Here is a 23,962-nt window from a genome sequence, read left to right on the forward strand (position 1 = left end):
CGCCGCGCCGGCACGGGCCGGCACCGCCATCGGGATGTCCGGGTTGACCGTCCGGTTCAGCTCCCGACGGTCGCAGACCACCGCTCTGGACGACGTGTCCCTGGACATCGAGCCGGGGGAGTTCGTCACCATCGTCGGTCCGTCCGGCTGCGGCAAGTCCACGCTGCTGAAGATCGTCGCCGGGCTGGTCCGGCCGACCAGCGGCGAGGTGTCACTGCTGGACCGCCCGGTGAAAGGCCCGCAGAAGGAGATCGGCTTCGTCTTCCAGAAGGCCGCGCTGCTGGAGTGGCGCGGCGCGCGGGCCAACATCCTGCTCCAGGCCGAGATGCGCGGCATGGACCGGGCGCAGGCGGCCCGCCGGGCGGACGAGCTGATCGAGATGACCGGCCTGACCGGCTTCGAGAAGGCGCTGCCGCACGAGCTGTCCGGCGGTATGCAGCAGCGGGTGGCGCTCTGCCGGGCGCTGCTGCACTCCCCGCCGGTGCTGCTCATGGACGAGCCGTTCGGCGCACTGGACGCGTTGACCCGGGAGCAGATGAACGCCGAACTGCACCGGATCTGGCGGGAGACCGGCACCACGGTCGTGCTGGTCACCCACTCCATCGCCGAGGCGGTCTTCCTCGGCACCCGGGTCGTGGTGATGAGCGCCCGGCCCGGCCGGATCATCCGGACCTTCCCGGTCGAGCTGCCGGCGCACCGCGACTACGCGCAGGTGATGTCGGATCCCCGCTTCGACCGGCTCGCCACCGACCTGCGCGGGTTGCTCGGCAGCGCGGCCGCCAACCACTGAGCGTGATCAGCACGACCAGCACGACGGAAGGAACACCATGACCCGCAGGTCGATCGGCATCATCGTCAACGGCGTGACCGGACGGATGGGCTACCGGCAGCATCTCGTCCGCTCGCTGCTGGCCATCCGCGAGGCGGGCGGCGTGACCTTGGCCGACGGTACGACCATCTGGCCGGAGCCGGTCCTGGTCGGACGCAACGAGACGAAGCTCCGGGAGCTCGCCGAGCGGCACGGCCTGACCGACTGGACCACCGACCTCACCTCGGCGCTGGCCCGGGACGACGTGGAGATCTACTTCGACGCCCAGGTCACCCAGCAGCGGGAGAAGGCGATCCGGCAGGCGATAGAGGCCGGCAAGCACATCTACACGGAAAAGCCGCTGGCCGAGGACACCGCCGGCGCGCTCGACCTGGCCCGGGCCGCCGACGCGGCCGGCGTACGCACCGGCGTGGTGCAGGACAAGCTGTTCCTGCCCGGGCTGCGCAAACTCAAGCGGCTCATCGACGGCGGCTTCTTCGGCCGGATCCTCTCGGTACGCGGCGAGTTCGGCTACTGGGTCTTCGAGGGCGACTGGCAGCCTGCCCAGCGGCCGTCCTGGAACTACCGGGCCGAGGACGGCGGCGGCATCGTGGTCGACATGTTCCCGCACTGGCACTACGTGCTGGAGGAGCTGTTCGGCCGGGTCGCCGCCGTCTCCTGCGTGACGGCCACCCACGTGCCCGAGCGGGTCGACGAGGACGGCCGCACCTATCCGGCCACCGCCGACGACGCCGCGTACGGCATCTTCGAGCTGGACGGCGGAGTGGTCGCGCAGCTCAACTCGTCCTGGTGCGTGCGTGTGTTCCGCGACGAGCTGGTGGAGTTCCAGGTCGACGGCACCGAGGGCAGCGCGGTGGCCGGGCTGCGCCGCTGTCGGGTGCAGCACCGGGCGGTGACCCCGAAGCCGGTGTGGAACCCGGACCTGCCGGTCACCGAGGACTTCCGGGCCCAGTGGACCGAGGTGCCCGACAACGAGGAGTTCGACAACGGCTTCAAGGTGCAGTGGGAGGCGTTCCTGCGGCACGTCGTGGCCGGTGAGCCGTTCCGCTGGGACTTCCTGGCCGGCGCGCGCGGCGTGCAGCTCGCCGAGCTGGGGTTGCGCTCGGCCCGCGAGGGTGTCCGCGTCGAGGTGCCGGAGCTGGGCCGGTGACCGGCGCGGCCGAGGTCGTGCTGCCCGGCGGGCGGCGACACCGCCTGGCCGGTGGCAGCGGGTTCACCCGCCCGGCGGCACCGGCGACCAGCCGGATCGCGTACGCCGCCGCGCACGTGGTGGCCGACCCTGGCGCGGAGAATGTCCCCGGCGCGCCAGCGGCGGTGGACTGGGACACCACCCTGGCCTTCCGTCGGCACCTGTGGTCGTACGGGCTCGGCGTGGCCGAGGCGATGGACACCGCCCAGCGGGGGATGGGGCTGGACTACCCGGCCACCCGGGAGCTGATCCGCCGCAGCGCCGCCGAGGCCCGCGCGGTGGGCGGGCGGATCGTCGCCGGGGTCGGCACCGACCAGCTGCCAGCAGGTCCGGCCACCCTCGCCGAGGTCACCGCCGCCTACCGGGAGCAGCTCGACGACGTGCGTGCGGCCGGCGCCCGACCGGTGCTGATGTGCAGCCGGCACCTGGCGGCCGCGGCCCGCGGCCCCGAGGACTACCTGCGGGTGTACGACGAGCTGCTGACCGCTGCCACCGAGCCGGTGGTGCTGCACTGGCTGGGTCCGATGTTCGACCCGGCGCTGACCGGCTACTGGGGTGCGGTCGACCTGGACCTGGCCGCCGACACGGTGGTCGAACTGATCAAGGCGCACCAGTCCCGGGTGGACGGCATCAAGGTGTCGCTGCTCGACGCCGGGTGGGAGGTCGCACTGCGCCGCCGACTGCCGGCCGGAGTCCGGCTCTACACCGGCGACGACTTCCACTACCCGGAGCTGATCCGGGGCGACGAGGTGGGCCACTCCGACGCGCTGCTCGGTGTGTTCGCGGCCATCGCGCCGGCCGCCGCCGCCGCGCTGACCGCGCTCGACCGGGGGGACCTGGTCGCGTACGACGAGATCTTCGCCCCGACCGTCCCGCTGGCCCGGCACCTGTTCGCGGCGCCGACCTGGCACTACAAGACGGGGATCGTGTTCCTGGCCTGGCTGGCCGGCCACCAGGACCACTTCACCATGGTCGGCGGCGCGCAGTCCGGCCGGTCTCCGGCGCACCTGGCCACCCTGCTCACCCTGGCCGACGCCGCCGGGTTGCTGCCCGACGCCGAGCTGGCCGCCGCCCGCGCCCGGGCGCTGTTCACCGTGGCGGGGGTGCGGCAGTGAGTGGGCTGGAGCGGTTCTCCTTCAACCAGGCCACCGCTCAGCACTGGCCGCTGCCGGAGGTGGTGGCCGGTTGCGTCGCGGCCGGGGTGCCGGGCATCGGGCTGTGGCGGGAGCCGGTGGCCGGGTACGGGTTGGCCCGCTCGGCGAAACTGGTCCGAGACGCCGGTCTGACCGTCACCTCGCTGTGCCGGGGCGGCTTCTTCTCCGCCGACGACTGGCGCGCGGAGAACCTGCGGGCCATCGAGGAGGCGGCCACGCTGGGCGCCCCGGAGCTGGTGCTGGTGTCCGGCGGGCTGCCTCCGGGCAGCCGGGACATCGACGGCGCCCGGCAGCGGGTCGCCGACGCGATCGGGGCGCTGGCCCCGCACGCCGAGGCCGCCGGCGTACGCCTGGCGATCGAGCCGCTGCACCCGATGTTCGCCGCCGACCGCTGCGTGATCGCCAGCCTCGGTCAGGCGCTGGACATCGCCGAGCGGTTCGACCCGACGGTGGTCGGTGTGGTCGTGGACGCCTATCACGTCTGGTGGGACGACACGGTGTACGCGCAGATCGCGCGAGCGGGTTCCCGGATCGCCGCGTTCCAGGTCTGCGACTGGGTGACACCACTGCCGGAGGGGGTGCTGCTCGGCCGGGCGTTGCCCGGCGACGGGTGCATCGAGCTGCGCCGGTTGCGCGAGGCGGTCGACGCGGCCGGCTACGGCGGCCCGATCGAGGTGGAGGTCTTCTCCGCCGAGGTGTGGGCGCGGCCGGGCACCGAGGTGCTGGGCGCGGCGATAGCCGGCTACCTGCGCCACGTTGCCTGAGACTGTCGAGCGGCGTTGGCCGGCGGCGGTCGGCGCGTGGTTGGGCATCGGCACCGCGCCCGCCACGCTGGTGCTCGGCGCGGCGATGGCGGCTCGGCACGGCGGCGCGGTGCCGCCGGCCGGGCTGCTGGTCGGCGGGGTGCTGATGGCGGCGCTGCTCTGGGGGCAGGGCCGGATCGGCCTGCGCCGCCCGCTCGGCGACGGCGGGACGCTCACCGCCGTGCTGCCCGCCTATCTGGGGAACACCTCGCGGCTGCTGCTGGCGGCGGTGCTGGCCGTGTCGATGGTCGGCTGGAACGGGTTCAACGTCGGGCTCGGCGGGGCCTCCCTCGCCGCGTTGACGCACCTGCCGGGCTGGGCCGGGCCGGTGCTGCTGGAGGTGGCGGTGCTGTCCGTCTCCTGGGCGCCGGCCCGGCTTGGCAACCGGGTCGCCGTGCTCACCACGCTCAGCGCGGTGGTCCTTGTCGGCTGGTGCCTGACGGTGCTGCCACCACCCGGTGCGCCGGTCCGCCTGGCCGCCGGTGGGCTCGCCGACGCCGCCGCGCTGATCGGCTACGCGGCGGTGTTCGCGCTGCGCGCGCCGGACTTCAGCGTGGGCCTCGCCCGGCGGCGGGACCTGGCCTGGTGCGTGGGGCTGCTGATCGGACCTGCGCTGCTCGGGGTGCTCGTCGGTGCCGGCCTGTGGCTGCGGACCGGTTCGGCCGACGTGGTCGCACTGCTGGCCGTCGGCTCGGGCCTGGCCGCGTACGCGAATCTGTTCGTCGCGGTGGCGGTCTTCGCCGCCGCGCTGACCACCACGTACTCCGGGGCGCTGGCGATCCGCGGCCTGGCTCCCCGCGTGCCGGCTCGTACGGCGATGCTGGTCGTCGCGGTGCTCGGCGGGGTGCTGGCGGTGGCGCGTTTCGACCGCCTCGTGCTGCCCTGGTTGACGCTCCTGGCCGCCGCGCTGCCGGTGCTGGTGGTGCCGATGGCCATGGAAGCCGCGGCCCGTCGGCGTGGCCGTGTGCCGCGGACCGTGCCCGCCTGGTGTTGGGTGCCGCCCGCGTTGCTGGCGGTGGCCTGCACGCTCACCGGGGTCGGCGTCGCGCCGCTGCTCGGGCTGGCCGTGGCCGTGGCGTGCACCGTGCTCTGGAGGCGCCGAGGAGACGCGGCCCGGGCGGCCGATGGTGGCGCCCAGCCCGGTAGGTGAGGGGTCCGATGGGACGATCGTGGCTACCAGGCCCGGTGCCTGGACATCAACATGCTCGCCCTCATGGGTTCACCTCGCCGCTCGTCGGGTCCACTCACGACGGACGCCGACCTCCGGGCTGGCGACCTCGGCCGCTCTACTCAGCTCGCCGAGCCGGAGCGCGCGAGCCGTACGCCGGGCCGAACACCACCAGCAGCGCCAGGTCCTCGGTCACCTCGTCGAACCGGTGCTCCTCGCCAGCCGGCACGAAGATCACCGAACCCGGGCCCACCTCGGCCGCGCCGTCCGGGGTCACGATCCGGCCCCGCCCCGCGGTGACCACGTAGATCTCGTCCTCGGTGTGCGGGCTCTGATCGTCGAGACCGCCCGCCGGGATGCAGTACGTTCCCACCGACAGGTCCGGCACTCTCAGCTGTTCAACCCAGTCGTTGGCGGCCCCGGCGGCTGCGGTCCACCGGCCCGCGCCTTCGATGATCAGCATGGCGGAAGCCTAGTACGGCATCGACAGTAGGCGAATCGTCTTCGAGTCGGGTTCGTTGGTGTGCTGGACCCTGGTTTCGCAGGCCGGCCCTGGGCAACCGCACGGCGGATCTGCCATGTTCATGCGATGCCCTGGCACGGTCCACTGGTGCGGCTGAGGTTTGTGATCTTATACGCATCAGCGATCCGAAACACCGCGCAAACCATTGGTTAACCGTCGAGCACTTAGGTGGGGGAGCGCTCCCATAGGCGGGTCGCGATCGATGAGGACAGCTCCACAAGGGAGCACGTGAGAGGAGTCTCGTGGCTACCAGCACGAGCGGGAACAGGCTGCGAAGATCAGCGATACCGACGCTGGTCCTCGCCGTGATCGCCGGCACAACCGGCGTCGCGGGCTCGGCGTCAGCGGCCCCGACAGGGCCATCGGGCAGCGGGAACAGCACCACCGGCTACTTCACCGCCGGGTCCGACAAGAGAGTCACCCTGACCGACGGCGCCGACCGCCGACCCGACGGCCGCGACGCCGCCAGCCAACGAGCCACCGTGGACACCGCCGGTTCGGGCACGTACATCGTGGAACTGGCCGAAGAGCCCCTGACCTCCTACGCCGGTGGCGTGTCCGGCCTGGCGCGAACCCGCCCGGACGCGGGTGACCGGCTGGACGTCACGTCGGCACCGGCACGGGCCTACCGCGGGCACCTCGACGCGCAGCGCAGCGCCGTCGCTGCCGCAGCCGGGATTCAGGTCAACGCCGCGTACGCCACCGCCTTCAACGGGTTCTCGGCCAAGCTGACCGCCGAGCAGGTGGCCACGTTGCGGGCGGACAAGCGCGTCCGCGCGGTCACCGCCTCGCAGGCGCTCGGCACCAGGACGCCGCCGCCCACCGCGTCGACCCCCGGCGCTCCGCCCGCGACCGCCCCGGCCGCGCCGGACCAACCCCCGGTGGGGGGTCCTGCCCGCAAGCCGGTCAAGCCCGGCCCCGGCACCGGTACGGGAATGGTTATCGGCGTCCTGGACACCGGCATCTGGCCGGAGAGCGCGTCGTTCGCCAGGAAGATGCAGGCCCCCGCGACCTGGCGTGGCACCTGCCAGACCGGCGTGGCCTTCGTGGCCGAGCATTGCAATGGCAAGATCGTCGGTGCCCGCTACTTCGCCGACACGTGGCTCGCCGGCGGCGGCTCGGTGCCCGAGGGCGAGGTGTTGTCTCCCCGCGACATGTCCGGACACGGCACGCACACCGCGTCCACGGCGGCCGGTCTGCCGGTCTCGGACGTCACCATCGACGGTCGGCGCTTCGGTCCCGTCTCCGGGGTGGCGCCGGACGCCCAGATCGCCGTCTACAAGGTGCTCTGGGGCGGCATGGGCTTCGACGCCGACATCATCGCCGGCATCGACGCGGCCGTCGCCGACGGCGTGCAGGTCCTGAACTTCTCGATCGGCAGCGACCTCGGCGACTGGGAGGCCAACACCCCCATCGGTATCGCCTTCCTCAACGCCACGCTGGCCGGAGTCTTCGTGGCGGCGTCGGCCGGCAACACCGGCATCGTGAGCGGGGCGATCAGCAACGCGGCGCCCTGGGTGACCACCGTGGGCGCGGCGGTGACGAACCTCGACGAGGCGACCGTCACGTTGGGCGACGGCACGAAGCTCGTGGGTGGCTCGCTGGACGCACTGCCCGGTGGCGACTCACGGCCGATGGTCTTCGGCGAGCAGGCCGGGTCACCGGACCTGGGTGCGGTCTACTGCGAACCGGGCAGCCTCGACCCCGCCAAGATCAAGGGCAAGGTGGTCGCCTGCGCACTGTCCGACACGTTCGGATCCGCCGCCGAGATCAAGGCCAAGGGCGGCGCGGCGATGGTGGTCTTCGACCCGGTCGGCAACTACCGGATCAACTCGATCTTCAACTTCCCGGTCGTCTACCTGCCGACCGAGAAGCAGGCCGGCACACTGTTCAACTATCTGATGCGTCACCCGACCGACGCGCGGGTGTCCCTGCGCACTGGCGGTGACGGCTCCAGCGTCCCGGGCGTACCCAGCGTCGCGGACTTCTCCTCCACCGGCCCGGACAAGGTTGCCGTCGGCGTCCTCAAACCGGACCTGGTCGCGCCTGGTGCGGACATCATCGCCGCGGTCTCCCCGGCGGGTAACTTCGGACGGCAGTACGACGCGTACTCGGGCACCTCGATGGCCTCGCCGTATGTGGCCGGCGCGGCGGCGGTTCTGCGTGCCGCGCATCCGAACTGGTCGCCGGGCGCGGTCGCCTCGGCGCTGCGGACCACCGCCACCGACACGGTCGGCACCAGCAGTCCCCTCGACCAGGGCAGTGGTTTCATCAACCTGGCCGGGGCCACCGATCCGGGTCTGGTCATCGAGCCGACCGCGGCGGACCTGGTCGCCTTCAGCGAGACGGCCGTGCCGGACGGCAAGGAGCTCAACCTGCCGGCCATCTCGTTGCGCGAGTACGACGGGACCCGCCCGGTGACACTCACCCGCACCCTGACCAACGTGGGCAAGGCGCGGGAGACCTACCGCTCGTCGGTGTCCGGGCTGGACGGCATGAAGGTCACCGTGTCGCCGGCATCGGTGACGCTGGCGCCCGGCAGGTCCGCGACCGTGACCATCACGCTGCGTCGGGGCAGTGCGCCCTGGGACCGGTACGTGACCGGTTCGATCGGCTGGCGCGGCAAGGCCCACAGCGCCCGGATCCCGGTCGCCGCCCGGCCGTGGGGAATCATGCCGCGACCGTACGGTGACGACGGGGAGGAATTCGGCCGGATGACCAGCGGGGCGTCCGGCTCGATCCAGCCGGGCTTCACCGGACCACTCACCGGTCGCAGCACTGGTTACACGCCGATGCGGCGCTCGTCGTACTCGATGCCGGCCGGCGTCTACGGCGGCGTGTTCGACCCGGGTGCCACCGGGGTGAAGACGTTCGACTTCACCGTGCCGGCGAACACCGCCGGCATCATGGTCGAAACCAACACCGACGACCCGAACACGAACCTGGACCTCTACCTGTACAAGGGCGACACCCTCATCTACAGCAGTGACAGGTTCTGGACCAGCGCGGAGCAGGCGTACAAGTTCCTGCCCGAACCGGGGCGCTACACGGCGTACGTGTTCGCACAGTTCCCCGGTGGTCCGGTTGTCGACTTCCAGTTCGGTCACGCCATCGTCGGCCGAAACGCGAAGTATCCGGGCGCTACGCTGACGCTTCCCTCCACGGCGGAGCGTGGTGCGACGCAGGGTTTCACGCTGAAGCCGAACAGGCCGCTGCCCGAGGGCGACTTCTGGGCGTACACCGAGTACGGAACCAACGGCGCGGTCATCCCTGGCAACCTCGTCTACACGCAGCAGAGTTCCTGGGAGTAACCCCTAGTCGACCGTGGGGCGGTGCCGACGGTGGCGGACGGGGTGGCCCCCCGCCCGCCACCGCTCGATCATCAGTTGACCGTGATGGTCAGGTTGGCCGAGCGGGTCTCCCCACCGGTGTAGGTGACCGTCACCCGCGCGGTGAAGGTCCCCTTGCGCGGATAGCTGTGACCGGTCGACCGCAGCGTCGCGCCGTGGGTGACGGCGGTGTTGTCGCCGAAGTCCCACGCGTAGTCGGTGATGCTCTGCCCGGACGGCGCCGTCGCGGTGGCGGTCAGGGTGGTGCTCAGCGGCGCGGTGCCGCTGCCCGGGCTGGCCGTGAGGGAGAGCGACCCGCCGGGCTCCTGTTTGACACCGGCCCCGTTGAACCGCAGCCAGTCCAGCGAGAGCAGGTCCGGCGTGCCGCCGACCTGGGCGGCGTTGACGAACCTCGCGTACAGCGTGGTGGTGCCGGCGGGCTTGTTGGTGAGCGTGACGGTGGGGGAGACCAGGTTGTCCCATCCGCCGGTCGAGCCGATGGTGGCAGCGCCGATCAGGGTGCCGGTGGGTGAGCCGGTCCGCAGCTCGATGGTGCCGCCGAGCCCGCCGTTGGTCACCCCGAGGGTCACCGAGCCGATGTTGCGCAGGTCCACCGGCCCGTACGCCACCCAGTCGTTGTGGTCGACCTCGCCGAGCCGCTTGCCGGCGCGGGCGGTGGCCCGGTCGTTCACGATGATCCCGGACTGGGCGGTGAAGTGCTCGGCCTCCTTGCTCTTGGGCTGCAACTGCGCCCGGGTCGAGCCGGTGAGGGCCGGTACGCCGCCGGCCGCGCCGCCGTCGGTGTACTGCGCGGTGACCACGGTGTAGAGGTTCTGCCCCGGCCCGTGCCCGTCGCCGGCGTCCGCCTCGGTGGCGAGCAGCCCCGAGCAGCCGGTGTACACGTCCAGCGGGTGGGCGTGCGAGTCGTGGCCGAGCTGGGTCTGCACGGTCACCCTCGCGCAGTCGATGGTGGCGTCCTCCGGGTCGGTGACCGTCACCGTGTACGGGATCTTGTCGCCGAAGTCGAAGAACCCGCCGTCGGGAACCGTGATGGTCACCGTGGGCCGGGTGTTGCCGACCACCACGTCGGTGACCGCGCTGGCGGTCAACCCGTTGCCGCTGTTGCGGACGGTCAGCCGGGCGGTGAACTTCCCGGCGGTCGAGTACGTGTGGCTCGGGTTGGCGGCGGTGGAGTCGGTGCTGCCGTCGTTGGTGAAGTCCCAGGCGTAGGTGAGCGCCGAGCCGTCCCCGGCGGTCGACCCGGCCGAGGAGAAGGCGACCGCCAGCGGCGGGCGTCCACTGTCCGGCGCGGAGGTCACCTTCGCGGTCGGGGGCCGGCCGTTGGCCACGTAGTCGATCCGGTAGATGCCGGCGCCGGCGTTGCTGCCGCCGCGACCGCTGCCGGTGCCCTCGCCGAAGTCGATGACGTAGAGCGACCCGTCCGGGCCGAACTCCGCCTCGAAGGGCTGGATCCAGCTCATGTTGCCGAAGATCCCGTTGATGGACTGGAGGTCACCCACGGCCGTCGGGCCGAAGCGCGCGTTGTTGAACGTCTGCGCCGTCTTGTGGATCGAGAGCGTCTTGAACCACTTGCGGGTGAACTCGTAGGTGAACCACTTGCCCTCGAAGTACTCCGGGAACTTCGTCGTGCGGGTGTTGGCCGGGTCGTGGTCGTAGACCGGCCCGCTCATCGGCCCGCCACCGCCGGTGCCCACCTCCGGGAACTGGCTGGAGGCGGAGTACGCGTACCAGACCAGCGCCGACTTCGCCGCCGGCAGGGTGGTCAGGCCGGTGTTGTTGGGGGAGTTGTTGACCGGCGCGGCGCAGTTGAACTTCGCCCCGGAGGTGCTGGTCGCGAAGTTGTAGTCGTTGAACGGGATGTTGTTGCCCACGCAGTACGGCCAGCCGTAGTTGCCGGCGCTGGTGATCCGGTTGAACTCGACCGTCCCCTCCGGACCACGGTTCGGGTCGGCGGCCCGGGCGTCCGGGCCGTAGTCGCCGACCAGCAGCGCATTGGTCTGCGGCTCGATATTGATCCGGAACGGGTTCCGCATGCCCATCGCGTAGATCTCCGGTCGGGTCCTCGCGGTGCCGGCCGGGAAGAGGTTGCCGCTCGGGACGGTGTACGTACCGTCGGCCTGCGGGGTGATCCGCAGGACCTTGCCGCGCAGGTCGTTGGTGTTGCCGGCGGTGCCCTGGGCGTCCCAGGCGGCCCGGCCGGCGCGCTCGTCGATGGGGGTGTACCCGCTGGAGGCGAACGGGTCGGTGTTGTCGCCGATCGCGGCGTAGAGGCGGCCGGCCCCGTCCATGGCCAGCGATCCGCCCATGTGCGAGTTGGCCCGGCCCTCACCGCGGTAGGTGGGGATGGCCAGCAGCCGTTTCTCGGAGGAGAGCGCGACGCTGTTGTTGGCGACCGTGAAGCGGGACAGGTTGAGCTGTTTCAGGGTCTTGTCCGACCAGAGCAGGTAGATCCAACCGTTGCTGGCGAAGTTGCGGTCCAGGGTCATCCCGAGCAGCCCGTCGGACTGGTCGGTCATCGCCGAGGTGTACGCGAGGTCCAGCAGCGTGGTGACCTGGAGGGTGTCGGAGTTGACCACCTTCAACGCGCCGGTGCGCTGGATGTAGTAGACCTTCCGGTCGGGGGCGACGGCCAGCTCGAACGGGTCCGCGAGGTTCTCGGTGACCAGCCCCACCCGCTCGAAGTTGCTGGTCTCGGTGGCCGAGCAGTCACCGGCGACCGCGCCCGCGGCCCACTCGATGCCGTAGCGCAGGTGCTCCAGGAACGTCGGGGTGCCGAACTGGGAGCTGGCGTGCCCGCCGGCGGTGAACCAGGACCGGCCGCCGTCGTAGCGCTGACACCAGGAGTACGCGTGGTCGACGCCCTCGTCCATCCCGGGGATCCCGTCGCGCACCTTGATCTGCGCGAGGGTGTGCACGTTGCCGGTCGGGTTGGTCCGCCAGTTGTACCACTCCTCGTTCTGCTCCCACAGCTCCGGCAGGTTCCGGGTGGAGGGGTGCGCCCGGTCGAGCACCTTGACCCGTCCGGGGAAGGTGCCGCCGGTGGCGGAGAAGTCCGGGTGGTAGTCGAAGATGGTGCCGACCAGGCCCTCGTACCAAAGCCAGTCGCGTTCGCTTGCCGAGGCGGCGTGCAGGCCGGCCCAGCCGCCGCCGTTGCGGATGAACGTCTGCAACGCCGCGCGCTGGCTGGCGTTGAGCAGGTCACCGGAGGCCGGCGTCGAGTTGGTGTTGTTGAACACCAGGGCGTCGAAGGTGGCGAGGTTGGCGTCGGTGAACGCGGCCGCGTCGGTGGTGGCGACGACCTCGAAGTTGTGGGTGGTGCCGAGCTGCTGGATCGCGGCGACGCCGGCGGGGATCGAGTCGTGGTAGAAGTTGGTGATCTTGGAGAAGACCAGCACCCGGAAGCGGGGGGCGGCCTCGGCGGGCAGAGCGGTGGTGGTGCCCAGGACGGTGGCGACGGCGAGCAGGGCGAGGCAGAACGCGCGGAGGTGTCGGGGCATGGGGGCGCTCCCTGTTGGACGGTGAGGGCGGAAAGCGCTTTCTCGCTGCCCGCATCACGGTACTGACAGCCAGTGATGACCGTCAATAGTCCAAAGGTAAGCGTTTTCCTGACCCGATCGTCCCGGCTTCGCCGGTGCCGTCAGCTCAGCGGCACCTGCGCCGGCCGGTCGCCGTCCCCGGTGACACCGACGCCCTCGGGCGCGGCGATCGGGGCCGTGATGATCCGGCTCGGCAGCACCGGCGCGTCCCGGCCCGTGCCCCGTCGGCCGTCGCCGTCCCTGGACTGCTCGTGGTAGTCCTGCTCCACGTTCACCGACCAGACGTCGTGCGTGCTGCCGGTGGCGATGTTCTCCGCCGTGAGCATCGCCGTCAGCATCGAGTGGTCCTGGTTGTTGTAGCGGTGCATGCCGTTACGCCCCACCGGGTGCACGTTCGGTACCGCCTCGGCCAGCCAGGCCCGGATCACGTCCACGTTGTGCTGGTAGCGCTCGTCGTACACCGGGTACGCCTTCGGCATCCGCACCACGTAACCCGCCTCCACCACGCCCGGCCGGGCCAGGCCCAGCCGCTCCAGCTCCGCGGTCGCCAGGGCCACCAGGTCGGCGTCCGGGGTACGCCACATCTCGTCGTCCTCGAACACGAAGTACTCCAGGCCCAGGCAGGTGCGGCCGTCCTTCACCAGGTACGGCGACCAGGAGCCGAAGTTCTGGATCCGGCCCACCCGCACGCCGGGGTCGTGCACGTAGATCCAGTTGTCGGGGAACGAGAACTCGGCCGGCACCACCAGCGCCACCGTCAGGAAGTCGCGGTAGCGCAGGTCGGCGGCGCAGGCCAGCACCTCCGGCGGCGGCGCCGGGCGCAGCGCGGTCACCAGCTCCGAGATCGGCATCGACGAGATCACGTGGTCGGCCGGTGTGGTGCGCTGCCCGCCCACGCCGTTGACCGTCACGCTGGTCGCCCGTCGTCGCTCCGGGTCACGGTGCACGGCGGTGACCCAGGTGCCCGTCGACAACTCCCCACCACGGTCGCGGACCTGCTCGGCGCAGCGCTCCCACATCATCCCCGGCCCGTACTTGGGGTACTGGAACTGCTCGATCAGACTCGTCACGTCCGTGCGGTACCGCCGGGGCAGCACCGCGTTGCGGATCGCCTTGGCCAGGGACAGGTTCTTGATCCGCTGCGCGGCCCAGTCCGCCTGCAACCGGTCCGCCGGCATGCCCCAGACCTTCTCCGTGTACGTCTTGAAGAAGATCGAGTACAACCGCCAGCCGAACCGGGCCGACACCCAGCCCTCGAAGTGCGACTGGTCCCGCGGCGGGCGCAGCCGGGCCCGGGCGTACGAGCCCAGGCAGCGGGCCGCCTCCGGCACCCCGAGGTTGCGCAGCGCGTTCGCCGCGCTCAACGGGTAGTTGAACAGCGCCCCCCGGTAGAAGATCCGGCTCATCCGCGGTCGGGTCAGGAAGTCCTCGTCCGGCAGGATCTCGTGCCAGAACGCCTCCACCCGGGGCACCTTCGTGAAGAAGCGGTGCCCGCCGATGTCGAAACGCCACCCGTCGCGCTCCACGGTCCGGCTGATGCCGCCGACCACCTCGTCGGCCTCGAAGACCCGTACCGGCAACCCGTGCCGGAGCAGTTCGTACGCCGCCGTGAGGCCCGCCGGCCCCGCACCGATGACCACCGTGCCCTGCTGCTCGCTCATGCCCCCGCACTCCTGCCCGCCGTGGTTGAGGCGCGGCGCGTACCCGTTCTGCGGCAGACATCACCCCCGGAAAGGCGCTGGTCGTGCCCGTTTCCGCTCCGGCGGGGCGGGCTGCGGCGTACAACAGGAGGGGCGGCACCCCCGCGGCGGGTGCGCCGGTGGGCGGACCGGGGGAGCGAAGCGGATGCGCCGGTGGCGGAGCGGCCAGGGGCGCACCCCGACGCTGGCCGTCCGTGCGGCCGGGGCGGGCCGGGCCGCGTCGCGGCTGGCTCGCCGGGTGCCCGAGCCCTGGCCCTACCTGCTCGGCCTCTTCCTCGGCGCGAAGCTGCTGCTCACCCTGGTCGGGCTGCTGGTCCTGCACGCCTGGGACGACATCCCCGGCGCGCCGCCGGCCGACGAGACGTTGATGTGGACGCAGCAGCGGGAGATCTCCGGGCACCGGTGGATCTCGCTGTGGTTCGCCTGGGACGCGATGCTCTACCTGCGGCTGAGCGAGCTGCCGCTGACCGGACGGTGGACGGACTTCGGTTTCCCGCTGCTCTACCCGTTCCTCGCCCGGCCGGTCGGCGCGCTGCTCGGCGGCGACAACGCCCTGGCCCTGCTGCTGATCAGCAACGTCGCCTTCCTCCTGGCCCTCTGGTACGGCTACCGGCTGGCCGAACTGCTGCTCGGCGACCCGGACGCCGCCCGCCGGTTCACCCGGTACCTGGTGCTGCTGCCCACCGCGTTCCTGTTCCAGGCCGCGCTGACCGAATCGCTCTTCGTCTGCCTCGCGCTGGCCGCCTTCTACCACGCGGAGCGCCGCCAGTGGCTGCTGGTCGGTGTGCTCGGCTACTTCCTGGCGATGAGCCGCTCGGTCGGCTTCGTCGTCGCGCTGCCACTGGCGCTGGTGCTGCTGCGCCAGCACGACTGGCGGCTCGGCCCGCGCGCCCTGCTCGGCTACCTGCGGATCGGCTGGCCGTTGCTGCTGCTGCCCGCCGGCTGGTTCACCTTCATGGCGTTCTGCCGGTGGCGGGGCGGGGACTGGTTCGCCTACCAGCACGCCCAGCAGACCGGGTGGGGGATCAGGGTGCAGAACCCGGTGCCCGTGCTGCTGGGCGGCCTGGCCGGGGAGCCGCGGGACGCCGCCCGGGTCTGGTTCGCCGTGGCCGTGCTGGCCGTGCTGGTCGCCGGGTTCCGCCGCCGCGAGCTGGCCTACCTGGTGTACGGCGTGCTCATGGTGCTGGTGCCGCTCTCGATGGGCCCGCCGGTCTACAAGAGCCTGCTGCGCTACCTGCTCGCCGTGTTCCCGGTGGCGCTGGTGCTGGCCCGGTGGGCGCGCCGCGCCACCGTCGACGTGTGGCTGACCGCGACCCTCGCCCTGGTGCAGGGAGCGCTGTTCGTCCTCTGGCTCACCTACTGGACACACATGATCATCTGATTGGACCCCCGGCTCGCCGGGCAGGATGGGTCGATGACCGAGCCACGGGTGCGCCTCGACGACCTGGGCTCCTGGCTGATCAAGGGCAACGCCGACACCGTCGACCTGACCGCCCGCTTCGCCCGGGAGCCCCTGGTGACCAACTGGTGCGTACGCCCCGGCTACCGGGCGCGGCTGATGCGTGCCGGGCAGCCGGTCGTCTTCTGGGCCAGTGGCAGCCGCGGTCGCCTGCCGTACGGGGTGTGGGGGGTCGGCCGGGTCACCGGTGCGGCCGAACCGGGACCGCCGGGGCAGCCCTGGTCGGTGCCACTGGACCTGCCCATCCTCGGAGAGCAGGACCGGGTGCCCCGGCTGCGGCTGCGCGCCGACGACCGGCTCGCCGACCTGGAGGTGTTCCGCCAGCCGCAGGCGGCCAACCCCTCGTACCTGACCGTGGCCCAGTTCGCCGCCCTGCGTACCCACCTGCCGGAACGAGCGGCCTGGGGTCCATACGCGGACCCATGACGGCGCAGGTTCAGGGAAGTTGCTGCTTCAGCGCGTCCGCAGGCAGCAGTTTCCCCAACAGTGCGTGGATCTTGCCGCGCCCCCGGCCCGGGCCCGATCGACGGGCCTGTGCGAACCTGCTACCCGACATCTGAACCGCACCCCTGGAGGCCCGGTGTTCGCCCTGCCGCTGACCGAGGAGGCCGAGCTGCGCCCGCTGGACCCGTGGCGGGCCGAGGAGTTCCTCGCCAATCTGGACCGGGCCCGGGAGCACATCCAGCCCTGGGTGTCGCCGTCCTTCGTCGCCACCGACCTGCCCTCGGCCCGGGCGGTGCTGCAGCGGTACGCCGACCGCTGGGCCCGCGACGCCGGCGGCATCTGGGGCCTGTGGTGGCGCGGCACACTGGTCGGCGGCGTCATGTTCGTGTCGTTCGACGCGGATCTGGGCGTCTGCGAGGTGGGCTGCTGGGTGGAGCCGGCGGCGCAGGGGCACGGGCTGGTCGCGCCGGCGGTCCGCCGCATCGTCGACTGGGCGGTACGCGAGCGCGGCATCCACCGGGTGGAGTGGCGCACCAACGCCGAGAACGCCCGCAGCATCGCACTGGCCCGCCGGCTCGGCATGCGCCACGACGGCACGCTGCGCCAGCTCTACCCGAGCCCGCAGGGGCGGATCGACCTCGAGGTCTGGTCGGTGCTGGCCGACGAGTGGCTTTCCGGGCCGGCCGTCCGGTAGCCCACCGTCCACTGACGACGGCCGGTCCTGTCGTACCCCGGCGGCACCATGCATCCATGGCCGTCCCCGCGCTCACCCCGCACCCCGACCCGCCGCGCTCCGTGCCGCTGCGCGAGGCGCGCACCCGGTTCAGCCAGCTCGTCGCGCTGGCCGAGCTGACCGACGCGGTCACCATCGTCACCCGCGATGGTGATCCCCGCCCGGTCGCCGCGATCGTCCCGGCCTCCGCCGCCCGCAGCGGCGCGCAGGCCCGCGCCGACGCCGACCGTCTCGCCGCCGTCACCGCCGGCTGGGCTCGCCGGCTCGACGAGCAGCACCGACGCAGCAGTCACCGGCACGCCGCCGAGCTGGCCGCCGTCCGCGCGGCGTTGGCCGAGGCGTGGGCCGAGCTGGACCGGCGGGTCGTTCCCGGCAGCGACCCGGCGCTGGCCCGGCTGCGCGCCGCGCACGCCGACCTGCTCGCCGGCTGACTCGCTGCTGGCCCGGCCACCCACAGGCCGACCCGGGGCCACCGCATCCGCGCGGAAATCGGGGTCAGCCGGTCGCCGGGTAGGCGTGCGTCTCGGTCGCCTTGACCGCCACCCACACCCGCTGGCCGGGAATCAGCCGCAGTTGGGCGGCGGCGGCCGGGGTGACGTCCGCCGCCACCCCGATCGGTCCGTCCACCTGCACCCGCACGTTGTCGCCGTGCCGCTGGACACCGGCGACGGTGCCGGCCCAGGTGTTGCGTGGGCTGCCGTCGGGTCTGCTCGGGTGCAGGGCCACCGCCGTCGGGCGGAACGCGACGAACGCCTCGCCGTCCAGGCGGTCGGCGACGGTGAGGGACAGCTCGGGCGCGACGCGTACCCCGTGCCCCTCGGCCCGGCCCCGGTAGAGGTTCAGCCCGACCAGCCGGGCCACGTAGTCGGTGCGCGGGCGGGCCGTGACGCTCGGCCCGTCGCCCTCCTGCACCACCCGCCCGTCTTCGACGATGACGAGCCGGTCGGCCAGCGCCAGCGCGTCCAGCGGGTCGTGGGTGACCAGCACCGTCGCCCCGGGATGGGCGGACAGGTGGCGGTGCAGTTCCGCGCGGGTGTCCAACCGGGTGCGGGCGTCCAGCGCGGCGAGTGGCTCGTCCAGCAGCAGCAGCGCCGGCTCGACGGCCAGTGCCCGGGCCAGTGCCACCCGCTGGGCCTGCCCGCCGGAGAGCTGCCGGGGGCGGCGGTGCGCCTGCCCGGTCAGCCCCACCCGGCCGAGCCAGTCCCGGGCGGTGGCCCGCGCCGCCCGCCGGTCGACGCCGTGCCGGCGCGGGCCGAAGGCCACGTTGTCCAGGGCGCTCAGGTGCGGAAAGAGCAGGTAGTCCTGGAAGACCACGCCGATCGGCCGGCGTTCGGTGGGGATCCAGCCCCGGCTCGCCGGCCGGTCCAGGTCGACGCCGTCGAGGGTGACGTGCCCCGCGGTGAGCGGCTGCAGCCCGGCCAGCGCGCGCAGCGCGGTGGTCTTTCCGGCGCCGTTCGGCCCGAGCAGCGCGACCACCTCGCCGGGCGCGACCCGCAACGGCACGTCGAGCCGGAAGGCGTCCCGGTCGACGACGAGCCGGGCGTCGAGCAGCGGCGTGGTCATGGGCCGGTGATCCAGCGGTCGCGCAGCGCGGCCAGGATGCCCACCGAGACGATGAGCAGCACCAGGCTGAGCACGATCGCCGATTCCAGGTCCGTCTCCAACGCCAGGTAGACGGCGAGCGGCATGGTCTGCGTCCGGCCGGGGTAGTTGCCGGCGAAGGTGATGGTGGCGCCGAACTCTCCAAGCGCCCGGGCCCAGCAGAGCACCGCGCCGGCGGCCAGCCCCGGCGCCACCAGGGGCAGGGTCACGTGGGTGAAGGTGGTCCACCGGCCGGCACCCAGCGTCGCGGCGGCCTCCTCGTAGCGGTGGTCGGCTGCCCGCAGCGCACCTTCGACGGCGATCACCAGGAACGGCATGGCGACGAAGGACTCGGCCAGCACCACGCCGGCGGTGGTGAAGGGCAGGGTGATGCCGAACGTGGCGTCGAGCCAGCCGCCGAGCAGCCCGCGCCGGCCGAAGACCAGCAGCAGCGCCACCCCGCCGACCACCGGCGGCAGCACCAGCGGCACGGTGACCAGCGCACGGACCAGCCGGCGGCCGGGAAACTCGACCCTGGCCAGCAGCCAGGCCAGCGGGACCCCGAGCAGGAGGCAGAGCACGGTGGCGAGGGTCGCGGTCTGCACGGACAGTCGCAGCGCCGTCAACGCTCCCGGCTCGGTGAGCCGCTGCGGCAGCGTGGACCAGGGCGCCCGGACGACCAGACCGGCGAGCGGCAGGACGAGGAAGATCAGCCCCAGCCCGGCGGGGATGAGCAGCGCCGCCGGCACCCGCCCGCGCCGACGGGCGGCGTCGAGGACCACGCTCACGGGGCCTGGAACCCGGCCCCGGCGAGAACCGCCTGCGCCGGCGCCGAACGGACGTACGCGACGAAGGCCCGCGCCCCGGCCGGGTTCGGCGCCTCCTTCAGCGCCACGATCGGGTAGTCGTTGACCGCCCGCGCCGACTCGGGAAACTCCACGCCGGTCACCTCGGCGGTCGCCGCCCGTGCGTCGGTGCGGTAGACCAGGGCCGCGTCGACCTCGCCGAGCTTCACCTTGGCCAGCGCGCCCTTGACGTCCTGCTCCAGCGTCACCGGGGTCAGTGCGACTCCGGCGGCGTCCAGCGCCGTCCGGGCAGCCGCCCCGCAGGGCACCTGGTCGGTGCAGAGCGCCACCTTCACCCCAGGTCGGGTCAGGTCGGCGAGCCCGGTCACCCCCTTCGGGTTGCCCCGGGACACCGCGATCACCAGTTGGTTGCGGGCGAAGCTGCTCGGCGTGCCGTCGGCGTTGCCGGCCTCGGTCACCGTGGTCATGGGGGCCGGGGCGGCCGAGGCGAACACGTCCGCCGGCGCACCCTGGTTGATCTGGTTGGCCAGGGCGGAGCTGCCCGCGAAGTTGAGCGTCACCGTGCTGCCCGGGTTGGCGGCCTCGAAGTCCCTGCCGATGCGGGTGAACGACTCGGTCAGCGACGCGGCGGCGAACACCGTCACCGTGCCGGTGACCCGGCCGTCCGCGGCGGCCTGCGGGGCCTCGTCCGGGGCGCAGCCGGAAACCGCGAGCCCGGCCGCCGCGACCACGGCGGCCAGCGCGGTGCGCAGTCGGCGCCCGCTCATCCGGTGGTCCGTCCCCGAGCCGGAGTGGGTGCCACCCGCTCCACCACCACCGTGGTCGACTTGATCACGGCGACGGCCACCGACCCGACCCGCAGATCCAGCTCGTCGACCGCCTCCCGGCTCATCAGCGACACGATCCGGAAGGGGCCGGCCTGGATGTCGACCTGGGCCATCACGGTGTCCTTGCGGACGTCGACCACGATGCCGCGCAACCGGTTGCGAGCCGAGGAGAGCTCGGCGCCCGCGTCCGGGTCGGACGCCTGGGCGCGGGCGAAACCCGCCAGGTCGACGCCGTCGATGACCCGGTGGCCGTGCCCGTCCCGCCCGGCCGGCAGGCGCCCGGCGTCCACCCAGCGGCGGATCGTGTCGGCGCTGACGCCGAGCAGGTCGGCCGCCTCGCCGATCCGGAACATCGTCACGGCGCTCACCCTAGCGCCCGCACCTGCGAGGACGGAAGGGCGGGATGGCTGGTTTTCGCGTACCGCAGGGATTGTCCGGGCTGCATCTGCGGTCTCGTCTGTGGCCGCGCGGCGGGCTCGCCGGCTGCGAGCCCGCCGCCGACCGCGCTCAGCAGTTGCGCAGCTCGGGGGACTGGTTGAGCAGTTGGCCCCGCGTGGACACGAAGCGGCGGTAGCGCTCCCCGTCGACGGCCTCGGGGCGGAACGCGGCGACGCGGTGACAGTTCTGGAAGGCCAGCCGGACCCCGAAGTGCCGCTCCAGGCCGCCGCGGATCGCGTCGCTGGCCAGTGCGCGGAGCAGCTGTCCCCGGTCGGCGTCGGTCGGCGGCGGGACGACGTTGTCGGCCAGGTCGGCGTCGCCGGCCTCCAGATCGGCCACCACGCGGCTGACGGTGGCCCAGGCGTACGGCAGTGAGTCGCGGACGCAGGCGATGAAGGCGTCGTCGTCGACGGGGCCGCGTTCGGCGGCGTCGAGCAGGGCTGGCGGGACGGTGAGCGACATGGTTCTCCTCCGCTTCCAGGTAATGAATACCGTTGTCATTAACGGTGCGGAGTGAGCACACCACGTCCTTCCGGCGACGTCAACGACGTCCGGGCGCGCCGCGCCGCAACACGCGCGATCGATGGCCGGCGGTCACGCCCGGCGAGGATGGCCCTTGAGGTGGCGGCCCAGCTCGCGGGCGATCTCCCGGTTGGCGTCCCGCTCGGCCAGCGTCTGCCGCTTGTCGTACGTGCGCTTGCCCTTGGCCAGCGCCAGCTCGACCTTGGCCCAGCCGTTGTCGAAGTACATCGACAGCGGTACCAGCGTCACCCCGCCCTCGCGGACCTTCTCCAGGATCCGGTCGATCTCGGCGCGGCGCAGCAGCAGCTTCCGGTTGCGCCGGGGAGCGTGGTTGGTCCACGTGCCGTACGCGTACTCGGCGATGTGCAGGCCGTACAGCATGATCTCGCCGTCGCGCTCGTGGGCGTACGCGTCCACCAGCGATGCCCGCCCCTCGCGCAGCGACTTCACCTCGGTGCCGACCAGCACGATGCCCGCCTCGTACGTGCGCAGCACGGTGTAGTCGTGTCGGGCCTTCTTGTTCGAGGCGATCAGTCGGCGTTCGGGCTGCCTGGACGGGGTCACCCGGCGACGATATCCGGCCGCCGGCTCAGCCGGCCCGCCGCCGGTCCGCGCGCAGCCGCCGTGCCAGGTCCCGCTCGGCCGCCGTGAACGCCTCATCCGACTCGCACGGCAAGTGCGCCACGATCGGCGGCGGCACACTGTCGTACGGAGCCGGCACCACGTCGCGCGGGTCGGTCAACCGGCGGTCCACCATCGCCTCCGGCCCGGTCGACGTCTCGCGGTCCCCCGGCCGGTGCGGGGCGAAGATCCAGCCACCGATCGGGTCGGTGTCGCGCCACAGGTTCGTCCACCGCCAGCCGACCCGCTCGCCGATCTCCCGCAGCGCCTTGTCGTCGACGTACGCGGGGAACAGCCGCGCGTACAACCGCTTCAGCGGCGACCCGTAGGTCAGCAGGGCCACCCGGTCGGTGATCCGTGACGGCAGTTGCAGGACCGTGGCCGCGAGCAGCACCGACCCGTGGCTGTGCCCGGCCAGCAGCACCGACTCGCCCTGCTCGACCAGGTAGGTGATCCGCCGGGTCAGCTCCGGCACGGCCCGCTCGGCGTAGCAGGGTGGGGCGAAGGGATGCGCGGACCGGGGCCAGAAGGTGCCCAGGTCCCACAGCACGCCCACGTACCGGCGGAACTGCGTCGTCCGGTAGGCGAAGATGCCGCCGATCACCAGCCCGAGGATGATCACGGCGATCGCGTAGCTACCCATCCCGATCAGGAAGTTGACCATGTCGGCGGGTATCCCGACGTAGCGCTGGATGACGTCGCCGGGGTAGAGCTGGAGCAGACCGAGCACGCTGGCGGCCAGGCCGAACGCCGCCAGGATGGCGTAGACGACGGCGAGCGGCTCCAACCGTTCGGTGAACCGGGCGCGGGCCACCGCACGCTCGATCTGGCGGAGCCGGTCCGACGCCTCCGGCGGCGCGTTCGGAAAGTCGGCCGCCACGATCGCCGCCGCGGCCCGCCACCGCCTCCGCCGGGTCAGTACCGTGACCACGCCGCCGACCAGCACGGCGGCCAGCACCGCGACGAAGAACCCGAAGATCGCCCACTTGTATGCCAGGGGCGGGCTGGTCACCAGTCGGTCCGCCGTCGCCCCGTCCCGGTCCAGCAGGTCCGCCACCCGGTAGTCGAGCTCAGCCGAGAACGCCACGGCGAGGCCCGCGGCGACCGTGACGAACACCGGCGCGCCCAGTGCCCGCACCCACGAGCTCCCCGGCCCCCCACCGCGTCGTCGCATCACCACCACGGTGAGGACGGCCAGCAGCGCGGTCTGGCTGGCGAACAGCCAGGCCACGGTTGCCCCGTACCCGGGCAACTCCCTGTCCTGCGGCCAGGGTTTCGGGCTCCTGATGGTGTGCACCACCACCAGGATGGTCAGACCGCAGGCGATCGTGCGCAGCCCTCGCGTGACCCGGTCGACCCACGTGTCCCGGCCGGGCCTGTCGAGGGCCCGCACCGTGGCGAGCAGGACGAGGCAGGTGAGCAGCACCGCCGCGGTGGCCGCCAGGAGCAGCATCATCTCCCACGAGGGGCCCTGGCTGGCCCGGGCGGCGAGCAGACTGCCGTCCAGGGTCGCGAAGGCGGCAGCGACGTGCACCGAGCGCAGCCGGCCCACCAGCGGCGCGGCGTCCCACTGGGCGACCGCGCTCAACCGGTGCTCGGAGGTCTCCGGCGCCGACGTCCGGAACATCTCGAACGAGCGACTCGGACGCGCCCCCAGCCACCACACGATGCCGACGGCACCGACGGGCACCAGCGACATCACACCCAGACGCAGGCCCGGCGAGCGCCCGCCGAGCCAGGACAACCAGCTCCGCTCCGCCATGCAGGACGGGTAGCCCATGCACCGCCAGGCGATCAGGTCCAGCGCCACCCCGACGATGGAGAGCACGTAGAGCATGGTGAGGGTGAGCGCGAGCACCCGGCACAGCGCGACGATGCTGTGCTTCGAGGCGCGGCTCGCCGGGCGCATCCAGATCGCCACGTTGCAGAGCATGAACGGCAACAGGAACACCAGCGACAGCGTCCGCACGGCCGTTCCGGACGGCAGATCACTCCAGCGGTACGCCTCCAGCGTCACCCCGTCGGTCCCCGTGGCGCCGGGGTAGCCCGGCCGTGTGCGGTAGAAACCGCCGCTGCGGTCCCCGGCGACCTGTTGGACGTGCGGCCGGTCCAGCACCTGGTCGGCGCCCGCCCCGGAGACGCCGTGCACCCGCAGCTCCACGACCCGGTCCGACGGCGTCGGTCCGGTCGGCGACGCGTCCGCCATGTGCCCCCCGGAGGTGTGCGCGGCAGCCGGCGGTGTCGGTGTGCGGCTGTCCCGCGCGGCGACCCGGCTTACC

At 72.6% G+C, this 23,962-nt stretch carries 20 protein-coding genes; 10 read left to right on the top strand and 10 right to left on the bottom strand.

All coding sequences use genetic code 11. The features are described from left to right. Window positions 1–34 precede the first annotated feature (34 nt). The 5 genes from M8C17_RS06450 to M8C17_RS06470 are packed head-to-tail and all read left to right on the top strand — an operon-like array spanning window position 35 to window position 5,125. Window positions 35–790: an ABC transporter ATP-binding protein gene (locus tag M8C17_RS06450; RefSeq protein WP_256482261.1), complete on the top strand. Its 756-nt coding sequence runs from the start codon at window positions 35–37 to the stop codon at window positions 788–790. Window positions 791–827: 37 nt separating this feature from the next. Further along, window positions 828–1,979, top strand: coding sequence for a Gfo/Idh/MocA family protein (locus tag M8C17_RS06455; RefSeq protein ID WP_252415468.1), 1,152 nt, complete (start codon window positions 828–830; stop codon window positions 1,977–1,979). Further along, window positions 1,976–3,133 carry a dihydrodipicolinate synthase family protein gene (locus tag M8C17_RS06460; protein WP_374557366.1) on the top strand — a complete coding sequence of 386 codons (1,158 nt, stop codon included), beginning with the start codon at window positions 1,976–1,978 and terminating at the stop codon, window positions 3,131–3,133. Before M8C17_RS06455 ends, M8C17_RS06460 begins: the two co-directional genes overlap by 4 nt. Before the next feature lie 5 nt (window positions 3,134–3,138). Further along, a complete protein-coding gene (locus M8C17_RS06465; RefSeq protein WP_252415748.1) occupies window positions 3,139–3,936 on the top strand; it encodes a sugar phosphate isomerase/epimerase in 798 nt (265 codons plus the stop codon). After that, window positions 3,929–5,125 carry a hypothetical protein gene (locus M8C17_RS06470; protein ID WP_252415469.1) on the top strand — a complete coding sequence of 399 codons (1,197 nt, stop codon included), beginning with the start codon at window positions 3,929–3,931 and terminating at the stop codon, window positions 5,123–5,125. Before M8C17_RS06465 ends, M8C17_RS06470 begins: the two co-directional genes overlap by 8 nt. Before the next feature lie 136 nt (window positions 5,126–5,261). On the opposite strand, the gene M8C17_RS06475 is transcribed toward M8C17_RS06470, so the two are convergent. Then, window positions 5,262–5,606 carry a cupin domain-containing protein gene (locus tag M8C17_RS06475; protein WP_252415470.1) on the bottom strand — a complete coding sequence of 115 codons (345 nt, stop codon included), beginning with the start codon at window positions 5,604–5,606 and terminating at the stop codon, window positions 5,262–5,264. 302 nt (window positions 5,607–5,908) lie between these two features. Here M8C17_RS06475 and M8C17_RS32020 point away from each other — a divergent pair, with 302 nt between their 5' ends. Beyond that, on the top strand, window positions 5,909–8,977 hold the full coding sequence (locus M8C17_RS32020; protein WP_308209372.1) for a S8 family serine peptidase: 3,069 nt from the start codon (window positions 5,909–5,911) through the stop codon (window positions 8,975–8,977). Between the two features lie 71 nt (window positions 8,978–9,048). Here the strand turns inward: M8C17_RS32020 and M8C17_RS06495 are convergent, their stop codons facing one another. Together M8C17_RS06495 and M8C17_RS06500 are read right to left on the bottom strand one after the other, a co-directional pair. Further along, on the bottom strand, window positions 9,049–12,513 hold the full coding sequence (locus M8C17_RS06495) for a ThuA domain-containing protein (protein ID WP_252415471.1): 3,465 nt from the start codon (window positions 12,511–12,513) through the stop codon (window positions 9,049–9,051). A 140-nt stretch (window positions 12,514–12,653) separates the two neighbouring features. Further along, window positions 12,654–14,213, bottom strand: a complete 1,560-nt coding sequence (locus M8C17_RS06500; RefSeq protein WP_252415472.1) for an NAD(P)/FAD-dependent oxidoreductase — start codon at window positions 14,211–14,213, stop codon at window positions 12,654–12,656. A 184-nt stretch (window positions 14,214–14,397) separates the two neighbouring features. On the opposite strand from M8C17_RS06500, the gene M8C17_RS06505 reads away from it, so the two are divergent. The 4 genes from M8C17_RS06505 to M8C17_RS06520 all read left to right on the top strand — a co-directional run bounded on the left by M8C17_RS06505 (window position 14,398) and on the right by M8C17_RS06520 (window position 17,319). Continuing rightward, window positions 14,398–15,633, top strand: coding sequence for a hypothetical protein (locus tag M8C17_RS06505; protein WP_252415473.1), 1,236 nt, complete (start codon window positions 14,398–14,400; stop codon window positions 15,631–15,633). A gap of 33 nt (window positions 15,634–15,666) precedes the next feature. Next, window positions 15,667–16,137, top strand: coding sequence for an EVE domain-containing protein (locus tag M8C17_RS06510; protein ID WP_252415474.1), 471 nt, complete (start codon window positions 15,667–15,669; stop codon window positions 16,135–16,137). A gap of 154 nt (window positions 16,138–16,291) precedes the next feature. Continuing rightward, a complete protein-coding gene (locus M8C17_RS06515; RefSeq protein WP_252415475.1) occupies window positions 16,292–16,849 on the top strand; it encodes a GNAT family N-acetyltransferase in 558 nt (185 codons plus the stop codon). A gap of 56 nt (window positions 16,850–16,905) precedes the next feature. Then, window positions 16,906–17,319, top strand: coding sequence for a type II toxin-antitoxin system Phd/YefM family antitoxin (locus M8C17_RS06520; RefSeq protein WP_252415476.1), 414 nt, complete (start codon window positions 16,906–16,908; stop codon window positions 17,317–17,319). A gap of 64 nt (window positions 17,320–17,383) precedes the next feature. On the opposite strand, the gene M8C17_RS06525 is transcribed toward M8C17_RS06520, so the two are convergent. From M8C17_RS06525 to M8C17_RS06555, 7 genes are all read right to left on the bottom strand, one after another. Then, window positions 17,384–18,451, bottom strand: a complete 1,068-nt coding sequence (locus tag M8C17_RS06525; protein WP_252415477.1) for an ABC transporter ATP-binding protein — start codon at window positions 18,449–18,451, stop codon at window positions 17,384–17,386. Next, window positions 18,448–19,257, bottom strand: coding sequence for an ABC transporter permease (locus M8C17_RS06530; RefSeq protein WP_252415478.1), 810 nt, complete (start codon window positions 19,255–19,257; stop codon window positions 18,448–18,450). Before M8C17_RS06530 ends, M8C17_RS06525 begins: the two co-directional genes overlap by 4 nt. After that, window positions 19,254–20,042 carry a molybdate ABC transporter substrate-binding protein gene (gene modA / locus M8C17_RS06535; protein WP_252415479.1) on the bottom strand — a complete coding sequence of 263 codons (789 nt, stop codon included), beginning with the start codon at window positions 20,040–20,042 and terminating at the stop codon, window positions 19,254–19,256. The genes M8C17_RS06530 and modA overlap by 4 nt, the downstream gene beginning before the upstream one ends. Further along, a complete protein-coding gene (locus M8C17_RS06540) occupies window positions 20,039–20,461 on the bottom strand; it encodes a molybdopterin-binding protein (RefSeq protein WP_252415480.1) in 423 nt (140 codons plus the stop codon). Before M8C17_RS06540 ends, modA begins: the two co-directional genes overlap by 4 nt. A 148-nt stretch (window positions 20,462–20,609) precedes the next feature. Further along, complete coding sequence (locus M8C17_RS06545) at window positions 20,610–21,002, bottom strand: SCO5389 family protein (RefSeq protein WP_252415481.1); 393 nt, start codon at window positions 21,000–21,002, stop codon at window positions 20,610–20,612. 132 nt (window positions 21,003–21,134) lie between these two features. Beyond that, window positions 21,135–21,626: an SsrA-binding protein SmpB gene (smpB, locus tag M8C17_RS06550; protein WP_252415482.1), complete on the bottom strand. Its 492-nt coding sequence runs from the start codon at window positions 21,624–21,626 to the stop codon at window positions 21,135–21,137. A 25-nt stretch (window positions 21,627–21,651) separates the two neighbouring features. Continuing rightward, a complete protein-coding gene (locus M8C17_RS06555; RefSeq protein WP_252415483.1) occupies window positions 21,652–23,889 on the bottom strand; it encodes a hypothetical protein in 2,238 nt (745 codons plus the stop codon). Between the last annotated feature and the right edge of the window lie 73 nt (window positions 23,890–23,962).

This window comes from Micromonospora sp. RHAY321, assembly GCF_023896955.1.
Classification (GTDB): domain Bacteria; phylum Actinomycetota; class Actinomycetes; order Mycobacteriales; family Micromonosporaceae; genus Micromonospora.